Here is a 13,927-nt window from a genome sequence, read left to right on the forward strand (position 1 = left end):
ATTGCAAAACCCTTACTCAACTACGTCAAAAGCTAGCTTCTGTCCTAGAAACAATTACACCAGAATACATTGCTTCCCTTACTTCTTACGACTTTATTCTCGAAGCTTTATTTAGCGCAGCTTCATAAAGAATTGGTATTAGTATTCCATAAATAAACTAGATTCTATATGAAAAAACTCTCCTAATTTACGTGCTTGTTCTGTATTTATCTTCTGTTGTCCACTTAAAATATCATCAACCAAATCTTCTGTCCCTAAAACCGCTACTAAATCATCTCTACTTCTCTCAGATTCTTCTAAAAAAAATAACAATATAGATGCAGTATTACTCTGCTGGATTGGCTGATAATATTCCTGCTCAAACTTTTCAATTAAAGTAATTAATAACTGATAAAGTTCGTCTTCTTCTGGGGTGCGTTCCCGGTGCATTAAATCTTCTACTATCTTTAAAGCTTGCTCATTTTCAACTTCACTTTTTATCAGCTTGGGAAGATAAGCTGTTAATAATTCCTTGTATTTATCTGGATTAAAAGTAAGGGTCATCTTTCCAATTTTCCTTATCATATTCCGCATGGGTGAGGATATATTTAATATAAATTAACTGCCCTTCATAATCTATACTAACAATCAAGCGATATTTATTTCCTTTAATATTGAATACTGTAAAGTTACCAACAGCTTCAGCTTTAATAAAAATTTGCTGTACTTCAACTAAATTTGACCATTTCGCTTTAGTAGCAACCTTATACCAATTGCTTAATGCTTCCTGACAATCTGCATGGTTTTCTGCATATTCTCTTAAGATTCTAAAACTAATAATGTGCATCGTCCCTGATAACAAAAAGACTTAAAATAACTATTTAAAACAGATCCAGTCGCCTTCTACTTGAGCGATCGGACCACCAGGAAATGGATCGGTTTGCGATCGGTTGGGCGCTATAATTAAAGCCGTTAATTTTTCAATGTGTTCAAAACTGGGCGCATCAGTCAGTATTTGCTGCAATACCTGACGCATCACCCGACGTTGCAGAGCCAGTGGTGCTTTCTGTAATACCCGACGATTTAACCGTAAAGGAAAAACAGTAAGGGAATCTTTTTCATCCCCAATGCCCCATTCCATAGCCTTTTCACGCAACTGCTGGGCAGCTTTTTCCAAATATTCCACTTCCGCTTGTAAAAGTTCTGCTGTTTGGGCTAAGGCTGATTCTACTTGGGGATTGAAATTTTCCCGTAAATATGGTATTAATTCTTGGCGAATGCGGTTGCGGGCATATTGCAAATCTTGATTGGTGGAATCTTCCCAAATTTGTAATTTAAATTCTTGACAAAATTGCTCTGTTTGTATTCGAGTAATTTCTAAAAGTGGACGTACTAACACAATGCCTGTACTTAGGGGGCGTTGCCAAGTTAGGGCTTGTAAGCCATCAGCACCAGTACCGCGAATTAAGTTGTAGAGGAGAGTTTCGGCGCGATCGCTCTTCGTGTGTCCTGTAACTATATATTGATAATTATTGGCCTGAGCGATCGCACTTAAAACTTGATAGCGCCAATCGCGTGCAGCAGCTTCACTATTTATCGGCTTGTTCGCTGTTTCTAAATAAAAGGATATATCCCAAGTTTTAGCTAAGTTTTCGACGTGGTTAGCATTAGCTTCGGAGTCAGAACGCCAGCGATGATCGCAGTGAGCAATACCTAAATACCATCCCCATTTGGATTGTAAATCTAAAAGTAATTTTATTAAACACAGAGAATCTTGTCCGCCGGAAACAGCGATTAATAGCCGCTGGTTGCGCTCAAATAAGTGGCGCGATCTGATTGTGCGATGGATTTTTGCATGTAAGGGAGTCCATACCATTTTATGTTTTCAGCGCACACAGACACAGATAATTTTCTATTATATCTGTATATATGAACTTGGGTATTAGTTTTTACCGTCATTCAGTTGCTGTCGAAGGTCGTCAAGGGGAGAATTTTCGTGTTTGATGTTTAATCGATTATCTTCGATTTCAGTTTCATCAGGGCAAAATTCTAAGCACACTCTAATTTTACCTGTTCGCCATTGTTGACCGGGTATTAAAATACAACATTCAAATCCTTCTCCAAATACTCTCGATCCTGACGATGTAAAGTGTTCTGCCCAAATTTTTTTGATTTCCTTGAATAACTGAAACACTATTTGAGTGCGGGGTAAATTTTCAAATGCTTCTTGATGAAAATGCACAACATTATCATCAGGATTTAGAGGTTCCCATTCATCATTCATAATCAATTTCCTGTAACTAAATTTATAGTTCCCAAGAGTTCGGAATTAATTGTTTGGATTTGACTTATAATTGCAACTTATTTAACTATCACTGCTAAGTAGCTCGGCGTAAAAATTTGTTGTTGGCATAAGGCAGGAAGCACGAGGAAAAAGGGTTTTAGTCTAGTTTATCTTTCTTCACATAGTTTAGTTTTATTGTGCCAACTTACTTAGTTGTGGGAAAGTAATGAAGAGATCCTGAGTACAGTTAGCGGTAGCGGAGCGTTTAGCCCATGCTGAGTAATGATAATCGGACTGAAGATGAGGCGATAGAGATAATTTACTTAAAAACAATGGTGTTAACTATAACCAAGTATATTTTTCGCATCCAAGGGTGAGGGACATTATACATCATAAATTTATGTTGTAATTAGTGCCGGATAGAGCTAGCGTAAAGTGGACAATTTGACAATCTTTAATACTCAAACTACTTGGCGTATAGTCATAATCTGTCCGCACGCAAGAAGAACGTAAGACACTTGATATATGGTTCAGAATCTCGAAAGAACACGCCAGAGTGCAAAGTTTCCAGAAACTGCACCGGCTGCTAATCCCGTATTTTTTAGAACCTATAGCCGCCGTACAAAGGCGGGACTTAGGGAAACATGGGATGAGGTATGCGATCGCACTATACTCGGCTTAGTCGAGTTGGGAAAGCTCACTCAAGAAGAAGCTGCCACATTGGATAAGATGCAGCGCAGCTTGAAAGCTATGCCTAGTGGGCGCTGGCTATGGGTTGGTGGTACAGACTGGATAGCCAAGCCAAAGAACTTTTCCGGGGCTTATAATTGCACTTCTACCAATCTCGAAGACTGGAGTGCCTTCGGCTTAATGATGGATTTAGCAATGATGGGCTGTGGTACTGGAGCCGTCTTAGAACCACAATTTATTAACCAGTTGCCTCCAATTCGCAATCAACTCAATGTCACTGTAAAAGGTGAAATTGGCAGCACTCCTGTCGAACAGCGGCGTGAATATACTGAAACTCATATAGAAGGAAATAACGTCACTATTCACGTTGGAGATAGCCGTGAAGGTTGGGTTGAATCATATCAAGCCTTATTAGAACTCTCTACTGATGAACAATTTTCAGCAGAAGTTGAAGTATTAGTTGATATCAGCGATGTCCGAAAAGCAGGAGAAACTCTCAACGGCTTTGGAGGAGTTGCAAATCCGGTAAAATTGCCCGGACTTTATCAGCGTTGTGCATCTATTTTGAATAAAGCTGTGGGACGGCAATTAAATTCAGTTGAATGCTGTCTGTTAATCGATCAAGCAGCTGTAACAATTGTTGCCGGTAATATTAGGCGATCGGCTGGCATGAGGCAAGGTTCAAGCGTTGATAGTTTGTTCGCTGATGCCAAAGATAATTTATGGCAGCAAGATGAAAATGGCAACTGGCGAATCGATCCAGAGCGTGATGCACTCAGGATGGCAAATCATACCAGAGTTTTTCACCGTAAGCCAACCTTAGAAGAATGTGTTGGTGCTGTCCGCAAACAATATTATAGTGGCGAGGGAGCGATTCAATGGGCTGGTGAAGCTGTAGCGCGATCAAACATTGATTTGCTGCCAACACAAGCTTTGAAAGTTGAGTTTTTACAAGCTTATGAACAAGGAACAGCAAAACACTGGTTAGAAGAACGTTATCCAAATCTTGATGCTAATGAGCTAGAACATCGTTTAGCTCGCTATGGGCTAAATCCGTGTGGTAAGTGATTTTGCCTCACGTTAAAAACCTCGCAAAAACGGGGAAGGCTGAAATGCTAATCCCGTGGTAATCAAAGGAATTAAAAAGTCTTTGACACCGTACAGCGTAGAGAGTGAAACTAGATGACATCGAAAATTGGTGTCTAGAATATAATCTCTCCAAGAGTGCGGGGGCGGATGTGAAAAACACTTTTATTATCTGATATCACATCTGCAAAATGTACGCGGAGCTACTGCGAATAATCAAGCAGTAGAACTAGGGGATAAAAAGCCTCTAGGGTAACAAAGAAAGGAAATCATCGGTAGTAATTTCCACTGCAATTTGTCAGAGGTTCACCTTAATCAAATTGACCCACGTAACTACAAAGAACAAGAAGAAGCTTTCACTGCTGGGGCGTTATCTGTAGCGGCACTTTTAAATCACAAATTCCTGGAACCACGCTATCAATACAGCCGTGAATTAGACCCGATTGTGGGAGTTTCTTTTACAGGTTTATTTGATTTCTTTGTCCATGCTTTTGGTGTTAATTGGCTGCGCTGGTGGGAGGAAGGAAGACCCGCAACGCCGCAAGGATTAGCTTTCAAGCGTGAGGAAGAGAAATACCTCAGTTCTTGGAGAGATATTGTACATCGGGTAGTTTGGGATTATTGCGATCGCCACAATCTCAAGCGCCCAAATCGTTGTACCACAGTCCAACCCAGTGGTACTAAGGCTTTATTAACTAATGCTAGTTCGGGGTGGCATCCTCCTAAAGCGCAAAGATTCATTCGTCGGATCACCTTCGGTAAAAATGACCCAGTAGCCTTGGCTTGTATTGACTATGGTTACAACGTCATTCCCTCTCAATCAGACAAAGACGAACAAGGCAATTTACTTAACGATCCCTTCGATCCACGGGTGAGTGAATGGCTAGTAGAAATCCCTGTTTCTGTAACTTGGGCTGATTTACCAGGAGCTGATGAAATTGATGTTTCTAAGTTTTCAGTCTCAGCCCAATTTGATTTTGTCCTCCAGGTTCAACGTTGGTATGTGACTCACAACACATCAGCTACTTTGGAACTTCGCTCTGATGAAATTGAGCCTTTAGGACAGCGCATTTACGAAACCATTCAGAATGATGAGGGATATATTTCAGCTGCTCTTTTAGCGCGTTTTGACGATTTGCAATCATTCCCACGTTTGCCGTTTGAACCAATAAATAAATCAACTTACGATCGCTTAACTCAAGAGGTGAAAGCGCGACGCAAAACAGATGATTTCTGTGCAGTACTAAGCCGCTACGATTTAGGCGAAATGACAGAGGCTGGCCCTAGTGGTTGTGATTCTGATAAGTGTATGTTTCCCGATCGGGAACCAAGCTCATAAGGCGAAATGATCGGGGAGTAGGGAGTGGGGGACAAGGAGGACAAGGAGGACAAGGGGGACAAGGGGGACAAGGAGATAAACAAAACTTCTAACTCTTAACTCCTAACTCCTAACTCCTAACTCAGCACTCATTACTCATTACTCAACACTGTTTTGCCCAATGCCCAATGCCCCATGCCCAATGCCCCATCCCCAATCCTTTAACACGTTACGATCAATTAAGAAGTAATAATTTTTTACGGCAGTGCCAGGAGTCTTTTTATGTTCATTAATGAATTGTCACCTATATTCAGAGAATTTACTCGGCATCCAGTCTCATTTGTAGGTGGGTTTTTCTCTGGTGTGCTTCGACTCAATCTTGCAGACGATCCAGTTAAAAGCTGGTTAGATAAACAGATCCGCTCAAATAGTTACACCAGCAGTACCACAACAGATGCACATAACGGCAAAGCCAGTGGTCCTCAGCAGATTTCGATTGACTAAAAACTCCAACCTGACATAGTTGAATTTACTACAAAATAAGGAGTCAGTGCTGCCGATGGTAGCGCTGACTCTTACTTTTTACAATCAACATCTTGGCATTTGTTACTTTTGCAAGAAGCGGGAAAAGGGACTCATGTTTTTTATTGTTCCTTTCTCCTTTTCCCTACTTTTGCAAGGTGTCTATTGTACTCCTGCAAAGAAGCAAGCTACGGAGAAAGTGTGATGATGAATTACCAACTAAGATTAACTGCGTTGCCAAATTTTAATTGTCTTATCCAGACTGCCGCTGACTAACATTTCGCCGGAAGCTGTGAAGGCTAATGCTGTGACTATATTCCCATGACCTGTAAACGTAGCCAGCAATTCCCCGGTTTGTAAATGCCACAACTTGATGGTTTTATCAGCACTACCGCTAGCGATAATTTGTCCATCGGGACTTAAAGCGATCGCATATACCCGATCTCTATGTCCTTTCAGGGTATGAAGTAATTCCCCAGTCTCCAATTGCCAAACTTTAATCGTTTGATCCCAACTACCACTCACGAGCAGTTTAGCATCTGCACTGATTGCTAAGGAACAAACGATGTGAGAATGGCCCATGAGGGTATGCAGTGGTTGTGCATCTTTTAAACTTTTGATTCCCGTTTGTGGTGAGGTGCGCCAAACTTTGATTTTGCGGTAGCTACCTGTAACGAGAGTTTCGCCGTCTCGACTTAAAACTAGGGAATGAGCAGCTGTATCATCTAAGGAAAGTGCGATCGCAACTTGACGATGCATCAAATCCCAAAAGAGAATTTTCCTGTCATCTCCCCCTGTCGCTAACATTCTGCCATCTGGGGTGAAAGCAGCACACCGCACTACCCCATTGTGTTTGTGCAAAATATCTATCAAGTCTAAAGCGCCTACGTGCCAAAGCTTAATTGTCGAATCTGCACCGCAACTGACTAAAGTCTGTCCATCTGAACTAAAAGCTAGGGAATTCACTTCATCCACCAGCCCCGATATTACCCAAGGATACTCTGATAATGTCTCTATTAATTCGCCCTTGCTTAAATCCCAGAGTTTCGTCTCTCCACGACTACCACTTGCCAAAATGGGTAAGGCTTTGCCATTATTACACCCGGAACTGAAAGCTAGGCAATTAATCCCTCTGGTGTGTCCTTGCAAAGTCTGCCAGCATTCCCAGTCACCGACTATAGCTTTGAGACAATGTTCTGATGGTAGAGTCTGTATTGTATCTGCGATCGCTCTTTCATTAATTACTGGCGACGTGTCTTTTTTACCCATCAGTGATTCTAAATACCAACTTAACCCCCCTGCATATAACAAATTACTCGGAGTCACATACAGTTTTGGTTCGCTAAATTCAAGTTGATTTGTAGGTAAAAAGCCTGTTATGATACTTTGCTTCTCGTAACCTAAATTACCTGTAGATGGATAAAATAAACAGAGAAAAATTAATACTTGGTGATTTTTTAAATCTTCTTGAGTAACTGACCACCTAATTTTGTCTTTCTTAATACCATTAAAACTTTCTCCATCCGCAACGTAAACTTGAACACTTAGCTGAGGACGATCCTTGAGTATATAAGGAAATTTACTTTCGCCACCCAAATTTCCCTCGTCATCTAAAATCATGTTTTGCAAAGTATCTTGTGACACCTTTTTTACTAACTTGCCCAAGCGTTCGCTTATTACCCTGTCAACAATATGCTCCCGGAAAAGATAATCTTGGGCTTGTTGTTGGAAGTATTTGGGAAAAGGTATTGTCCAGTCAGGAGGCTCAGGATATTCCGGCGGCGTCGGCGGCGGATTTTTGGCGAGAACTTCTGCTTGTTGACGAGAAAGTTCTTGGAGTCTAGCCAATGGCTCGCCCCAAAAGGCTATAACTTCAGTGTGACAACCTTTAACTTGACTTTCCAGCAAAGATAAGTCATAAGTTTTAGGTTTTTTCACACGTTGAAGGAAGTCAATTTGTTGAGCTTTGAGTAAGCTAATCCAATCCATCTACATTCCTGCGGCAAACTATTGCATACCTACGGTAAGCTATACAAACGCAATTACTCAAGTTTATAACCTTAGTTAATTAAAAATTCAGTAATATTAACAGTCTAATAAAACACAGCCATTGACAAATGTTTCCGGGAAAGAGATAGATGGATAGCACTTAGACATTTCATGAACTGATGCAGTTGAAGTATATAGAATTAAATGATATCAGTCAATTCTAACGGAGATAGAGATCGAGATACTGTTTCTAGAGAAACACTTCTAGCTGCAAAGGAAAGTTAAATTTGAGACGGATTTAAAGATTGCAGTCACGTTAAGTCAGCAAATAGCTACATAAAAATCACCTAGTAACGATAATTCTCGGAAATATCCTCTGAAATCAAAATAAATGGTGAAGATTGGCTAATTTTAACCTTTGCGTTTTGGTTGTTTGGGTGTAGTACTTACATTAGATGAGTCGCCAAAAGTATCCCTTGCTTCGATTTGTTTAATTTTCATTTGTAAGTTCAAGTCATCACTGCTAACGATTGTTTCTAAATTCGCTAATCTCTGTTCTAACAGTTCTATTTGTTGCTGTTGCAAATAGTTAGTTTTGGATTTTTGCTCATCAGAACGCCAAACTGCAACTGTACCAACAGCCGCGCCACCAATTGCAACTAAAGGAAGAATAGCACCGCTTCTAGTAACGGCTGACAGTGGCACGCAAACTCCCAGAATGGCGACTGTAATTACCCAAATTCTTGTGGTAGCAGATAATCTGACATCTTGGTATTGTTCGAGATTGGGTTGAGATTTTTTAGCCATAAGTTTATCCACAGAAAAGTTATTTGCTACATTTGCACAAATGTTTACTAAATTACTTCCTACGATGGGGTTAAGTATAATTGCTATCCTAATATTATTTTTGTAATTATGGTTACTCAGTTATTTGCGATCGCTAAATTAGGATTGTTAGGAGCATTTGCACTTGGACAATAGAAAAATTTTCTGAAAATGATATTAGGAAGAACCAAATGACAGTTCGTGCTTTTTTCCAAGCTGCTAAAATTGAGGGTTTCCAGTCTCCTTACGATACCATTCACCTGAAAATTTTCTATCCAGCACAGATGTCGAGGCGTAACGTAGAAATAAATAGGGAAATTTCACCAGTTGATTTAGAAAAGGCACCTTTTCCAGTAGTGATTTTCTTCAACGGCTTTAACTGTGATGCTCAACAATATCAATGGTTGGCGGTTAAACTGGCTGAACGTGGATTAGTGGTGATTCTCTTTAACTGGATTGCAGAAGTTATGCCAGGAGTAATTAGTCTGAATCCAGGGGTTGATTTTGAAAAGATGAAACCAACAATTTATCGTACTGTTCCCACTGCTTTGGCTTTGCCAACACTGCTAGCGAAAGTGGAACAGTTACAGTCTGAGGGTATTTTAGCTGGAATGCTCGATCTGCAACGAATAGTTTTAGGTGGACACTTTGCAGGTGGTAGAGTAGCAATCGAAAATGCTGATCCCCACTTTTTCCCTCAAGTTGCAGCATCTTTTGGTTATGGTTTACACACTATGGGAACGTTATTATTGGGGTATGAACCAGGTACTATCTTACCCTTATCAGACTCCCTACCACTTCTACTGATCGGAGGAACCTGCGATGGAATAATTGCGAACAGCAGCGATCGCTATGGTATAAGTCCTGGAAATTCTACCACTCCAGTCATCCGTACATTCCAAGAAGCAATTACTGGCGGACGAAATGATAGCTATCTACTACTTTTGGAAGGAGCAAATCACTTTTCGATGGTTAATCGGCTAGACTCCACCTTAAAGACACCCTTGTTGGACTTTCCCGCCACCCAACCCCAAGAAAGCTTCCGTTTGCTGATAGGTGAAATCATTAGTTTGTTTATTGACACTCATGTTCGCCATCAACCAGAAGCATCTCGGTCGCTTGAGCAATTATTAAATACTGCCAATCCTCTGATAAAATCCTTTGAGCGTAAATAATTAAATTTATTATGACAAGTGCATCCTATATTTTTCTAGCTGGAGCAAGTCGCGGGGTTGGTCGAGAAATTGCTCAATATCTCACAGCACAACAGCTAAAGGTTAAAGCACTCCTGAGAACAGCAGCAGTTGCTAGTGAACTAGAAGCAATGGGTATTGAAGTAGTTCAGGGAGATGCCTTAAATCTTGGCGATGTCGAACGCGCAATGGTAACAGATGCACCTATTCACACCGTTATCAGTACAATTGGCGGTTTACCATCAGATGTAGAAAGGCCGGATTATCCTGGTAACAGAAATCTGATCGATGCAGCAGTTAAAGCTGGAGTGCAAAAGTTTATTCTTGTATCCTCCATTGGTGCTGGCAATAGTGTTGTTGCTGCCTCACCCCAAGTTTTAGAGGTATTGGGAAAAGTTTTAGCTGAGAAAGACAAAGCCGAACAACACTTAATTGCCAGTCGACTCACCTATACAATCATCCGTCCTGGTGGACTAAAATCAGAACCAGCAACGGGTAATGGCGTTTTAACCGAAGATCCGCACATTATTGGTAGCATCAATCGTGCAGATGTCGCGCAGTTAGTTGGTCGCAGTTTAAATAGCCAACGTGCCAATAATAAAATATTGTCAGCCGTAGACCGAAATATGCTATTCGGACAAAGAGAATTTGCCGAATTTACTTTGGAGTAATTTAAGCACGCCAGCGGAGTATTTGACCCTTGACAGGATTGACAAATTCTCGTCCTTCAGAAACAGAACGAGCATACTCTCGCTTTAACTGGTAGTACCACTGCGCCTGCATATCTGAGTCCTTAATCAGCCGCAGCACAGGGTTATATTTCAGTCCAATTTGCTGTTTTTCTACCACTGTTCGATCTTGACCAATGAAAGTCCGCGCCAGCACGTGTAACAGTGGTTTGAAAAAGCCTACCCAAGGAAGTGTCCAGTAAAGAGCAAAAGTTACCTCCGTTTCTGTGTCTGAAATCGGTGTAACTGCTGTCAAATTAACGACTCGATTATTACCAATGGTGGTTTCTTCAATTCTGACTCCAGGCAAACGAAAAGAAATCTCTGTTTCCGGGACACCACCGCCAATCAGCCAGTATAATCGACCCCCATTCGCAGGTAATCGGTGTCGTCGCATCGTAAAGCCGTAGGGTGAAGCATCAAATTGCTTTACTTCCTCGTGCAATTGCTCATTTCGCCACCACCAAGCGCGATGAACATAAGGTGAATGAGCCGGGTCCATCAGACCTACCACTGCATGATCTATGAAACAAGGAAATTTTACCACCTCTACAAACTGGTGAGAGCGATCGTCAAACCCTGGAATTACCGGAATTTCCATCTCAGATGCAGGTTGAGGGTTATCGGGATCGGGCATATATATCCAGATATTTCCTTGGGCTTCGCGAACACTATATGACTGCACGTCGAAGCGACTCAAATCAATCTGCTGTTCCTCCACAAGAGAAGGTATCGCAGTACAACGCCCAGCAGAGTTAAAGCGCCAACCGTGGTAACAACATTCAACTTCCTGTCCGTTGAATCTCCCACAACTCAAGGGCACACCACGATGGGGACAAATGTCCGTCATTGCAGACACTTTGCCATCCTGGCTGCGAACTAACAGCACTGGTTCTCCTAAGAAAATGCGGCTGATCATCATACCTGGCTTGATTTGATTGCTAGGCAGAGCATAGTACCAAGTATTACGTAATACAAAATTATCGTTATTTTTCATAACTAATGGCCTCTGCCTTTGACACAACAAAAGTCCTGGTTTGTGGAAAGGAAGGTGATGCTGGAAAACATTCTTTCAGGTTTTTAATTGCTGTAGATAAATTCAACTGATGTACTTCTTGATTGTGTTCGTAATTCTCTCAGATTTAGGTTGTTCTCAGAGCATTGCAGGTGTGAAATTGCATTATTCACCAGAAATTTGTACAAATACCGTTCTTTTACGCGGGCCATCCAACTCAAAAAACAACACAGATTGCCAGGTTCCCAAAGCTAATTTACTATCCACAACGGGAATTATCTCACTTGTGGTCAGCATCATTGCCATTAAATGAGAGTGAGCATTAATCGGCTCATCTTCTGGGACATCTCTTAAATGCAAATCATTATGCAAATAGCGGTCTGATTCCGGTGCGATTTTTTGCAAGAATACTTTTATATCTTCTAATAATCTGACTTCATTTTCGTTGATAGCTAAGGCTGTTGTTGTGTGTCGAGAAAATACTAAAACTTGTCCATTTTTAATTGATGTTGAGGCAATAAAATCTTTAATTTGTGGGGTGATATTATGAATATTAATTTTTGGTTCAGTTTCAATTTCAATTAACTTATTAATAATTGGCATCTGTTGAATTTTATATTTGGGATTGCGAACGAGGTACGCTAACACAGCTTAACGCCTTTTTGAAGGAGGCAGTTCTTGCTGGAGGCAGGAATTGAATGACTTTTAACTCCTAACTATAGTTTCCAAACCTTGTACTAATCTTTCTATACCTTCTTTTGCTGTTTCTTTTTGTAACGCCCCATAGGCAACGCGTAGATAGCATCCGTCATCTATGCCAAAAGTTGTACCTGGAATAACTGCAACTTTATGTTCCTGGATGAGTTGTTTGACTAACTCAAAAGCATCCATCTGGGTATGAACTTTGAGGAAAAAATAGAAAGCGCCATTGGCAGGGATAATGCTACATAAGCCTTGTAGACGATTAAGGGACTCTAATACTAGTTGGCGTACTTGAGCGATCGCTCCGATATGACTCTTCAAATAATCCTCTTTTGTCTGCAATGCCCCTAAAGCTGCATATTGAGAAATGACTGGCGGACAAATCAAAATTGTATCCTGGACTTTTTTAACAGCGACAAGTAAGTGTTTAGGAATCACCATGTAGCCAATGCGCCAACTCGCAAAACCGTATGCTTTAGAAAAGCTATAAAGAGAAATGGTGTACTCGCTGCTATTACTAAATGAGCCAGGTGAAACGTGTTTTACTCCGTTATATGTAAAGTATTCATAAGCTTCATCGCTGATGTGGTAAATACTGTGAGTAGCACAAATTTGATTTACTTGGCGCAATGCAGTTTCAGAATAAACAACTCCAGTGGGATTATTTGGTGAAATCGTCACTACAGCCCGTGTTTTAGGAGTAATTGCTTGAGCGATCGCATCTGGGCGCAATTGGTAATTTTCATCTGTCGCCACTAATACTGCACGACAACCAGCCATTGCGATCGCCATTTCGTGGTTGAAATAGTAGGGTGTATTCAGAATAATTTCGTCGCCTGGGTTAGTGATAGCAAGAATGGCATTCATAAATCCCATATTGCTCCCTGCTGTCACGACGATGCAGTTTTCCCCGTTGATTTCAATCCCGTTAAAGGCTTGTAATTTTCCCGCAAGTGCTGTCAGTAAAGGGGGAATTCCCTCAACTGATTTGTATAAATTATTGGCGGGTTCGGCTAAGAATTTGGCTAAAAATTCTATGGCTTCATGTGGTGGGTTGTAAGAAACAACACCTTGTCCTAGAGAGATGGTTCCAGGAGAGTTTTTAATCAGTTCCCCAACCACAGGAATAATTGGCGATTGTACCGCCTGCATACGAGAGGTTAGGGATTCCATATTTTCTTGCCTATGTACCTGCTTTTAGTATCTCTTACTGTGTTGTTTTTTGCTGCATATATTTCTGTTTTTAACCGATTTGTACCTTTAAAATTTTCTTTTCAAGGCAATCAGGTATACTTAAACAGGTCTAAATTTTATTTAGACTAGGACTTATGCAATTGTCACAAAAAAATCGGATTTGTAGTTTTTAGTAAAGGCTTTAGCCCTTATTTTTAAGACTTTAGTCTTCTTTTATCTTTCAGAGACGCTAACACGAATGAGACGCTGCGCCAACACTACGAACTGAAAATAATATGCCAGTTGCGTAAGTGCTGTAGACTATACTTTACGGAAAATTTATAGAGATTTTAAGCTGAATTGATATTAGTGGATATCTATCTTTTGGAGTGTAAGTTAGAATGCCATTAGAAAGTTAAAGCT

12 protein-coding genes and 2 pseudogenes are annotated in these 13,927 nt (G+C 40.7%); 5 read left to right on the forward strand and 9 right to left on the reverse strand.

The genetic code is table 11. From position 1 onward, the window contains the following. Nucleotides 1–138 precede the first annotated feature (138 nt). The 4 genes from RMY32_RS27785 to RMY32_RS27800 all read right to left on the reverse strand — a co-directional run bounded on the left by RMY32_RS27785 (nt 139) and on the right by RMY32_RS27800 (nt 2,263). Nucleotides 139–543 (reverse strand): hypothetical protein, encoded by a 405-nt coding sequence (locus RMY32_RS27785; RefSeq protein ID WP_322715066.1) that lies wholly within the window; start codon nt 541–543, stop codon nt 139–141. Beyond that, nucleotides 527–826, reverse strand: a complete 300-nt coding sequence (locus RMY32_RS27790; protein WP_152590697.1) for a type II toxin-antitoxin system HigB family toxin — start codon at nt 824–826, stop codon at nt 527–529. Before RMY32_RS27790 ends, RMY32_RS27785 begins: the two co-directional genes overlap by 17 nt. A 30-nt stretch (nt 827–856) precedes the next feature. Then, nucleotides 857–1,855 (reverse strand): tRNA lysidine(34) synthetase TilS, encoded by a 999-nt coding sequence (gene tilS / locus RMY32_RS27795; RefSeq protein ID WP_322715067.1) that lies wholly within the window; start codon nt 1,853–1,855, stop codon nt 857–859. A gap of 66 nt (nt 1,856–1,921) precedes the next feature. Then, nucleotides 1,922–2,263, reverse strand: a complete 342-nt coding sequence (locus RMY32_RS27800) for a KGK domain-containing protein (protein ID WP_322715068.1) — start codon at nt 2,261–2,263, stop codon at nt 1,922–1,924. A gap of 525 nt (nt 2,264–2,788) precedes the next feature. Between RMY32_RS27800 and nrdJ (RMY32_RS27805) the strand changes: the two are divergent. The 3 genes and pseudogenes from nrdJ (RMY32_RS27805) to RMY32_RS27815 all read left to right on the forward strand — a co-directional run. Next, nucleotides 2,789–4,018: pseudogene (gene nrdJ, locus RMY32_RS27805) on the forward strand (ribonucleoside-triphosphate reductase, adenosylcobalamin-dependent); the annotation flags it as partial. A gap of 286 nt (nt 4,019–4,304) precedes the next feature. Beyond that, nucleotides 4,305–5,378: pseudogene (gene nrdJ / locus RMY32_RS27810) on the forward strand (ribonucleoside-triphosphate reductase, adenosylcobalamin-dependent); the annotation flags it as partial. A 261-nt stretch (nt 5,379–5,639) separates the two neighbouring features. Beyond that, nucleotides 5,640–5,861: a hypothetical protein gene (locus tag RMY32_RS27815; RefSeq protein WP_322715069.1), complete on the forward strand. Its 222-nt coding sequence runs from the start codon at nt 5,640–5,642 to the stop codon at nt 5,859–5,861. A 243-nt stretch (nt 5,862–6,104) separates the two neighbouring features. Here the strand turns inward: RMY32_RS27815 and RMY32_RS27820 are convergent, their stop codons facing one another. Both RMY32_RS27820 and RMY32_RS27825 read right to left on the reverse strand, forming a co-directional pair. Further along, entirely contained in the window at nt 6,105–7,868 is a 1,764-nt protein-coding gene (locus RMY32_RS27820) for a WD40 repeat domain-containing protein (RefSeq protein ID WP_322715070.1), read from the reverse strand. Between the two features lie 411 nt (nt 7,869–8,279). Further along, nucleotides 8,280–8,675, reverse strand: coding sequence for a hypothetical protein (locus tag RMY32_RS27825; protein WP_322715071.1), 396 nt, complete (start codon nt 8,673–8,675; stop codon nt 8,280–8,282). 209 nt (nt 8,676–8,884) lie between these two features. Between RMY32_RS27825 and RMY32_RS27830 the strand changes: the two genes are divergently transcribed. Together RMY32_RS27830 and RMY32_RS27835 are read left to right on the forward strand one after the other, a co-directional pair. Continuing rightward, nucleotides 8,885–9,868 carry a dienelactone hydrolase gene (locus tag RMY32_RS27830; RefSeq protein WP_322715072.1) on the forward strand — a complete coding sequence of 328 codons (984 nt, stop codon included), beginning with the start codon at nt 8,885–8,887 and terminating at the stop codon, nt 9,866–9,868. 11 nt (nt 9,869–9,879) lie between these two features. After that, complete coding sequence (locus RMY32_RS27835; protein WP_322715073.1) at nt 9,880–10,557, forward strand: SDR family oxidoreductase; 678 nt, start codon at nt 9,880–9,882, stop codon at nt 10,555–10,557. A gap of 1 nt (nt 10,558) precedes the next feature. Here RMY32_RS27835 and RMY32_RS27840 read toward each other — a convergent pair whose 3' ends face one another. The 3 genes from RMY32_RS27840 to RMY32_RS27850 form a co-directional block, all read right to left on the reverse strand. Next, nucleotides 10,559–11,611, reverse strand: a complete 1,053-nt coding sequence (locus RMY32_RS27840) for an aromatic ring-hydroxylating dioxygenase subunit alpha (protein ID WP_322715074.1) — start codon at nt 11,609–11,611, stop codon at nt 10,559–10,561. A 183-nt stretch (nt 11,612–11,794) separates the two neighbouring features. Continuing rightward, nucleotides 11,795–12,232 (reverse strand): secondary thiamine-phosphate synthase enzyme YjbQ, encoded by a 438-nt coding sequence (locus RMY32_RS27845; RefSeq protein WP_322715075.1) that lies wholly within the window; start codon nt 12,230–12,232, stop codon nt 11,795–11,797. Nucleotides 12,233–12,334: 102 nt separating this feature from the next. Then, nucleotides 12,335–13,504, reverse strand: coding sequence for a pyridoxal phosphate-dependent aminotransferase (locus RMY32_RS27850; RefSeq protein ID WP_322715076.1), 1,170 nt, complete (start codon nt 13,502–13,504; stop codon nt 12,335–12,337). Nucleotides 13,505–13,927: the final 423 nt, after the last annotated feature.

This window comes from Nostoc sp. ChiSLP03a (assembly GCF_034531215.2).
Lineage (GTDB): Bacteria > Cyanobacteriota > Cyanobacteriia > Cyanobacteriales > Nostocaceae > Nostoc.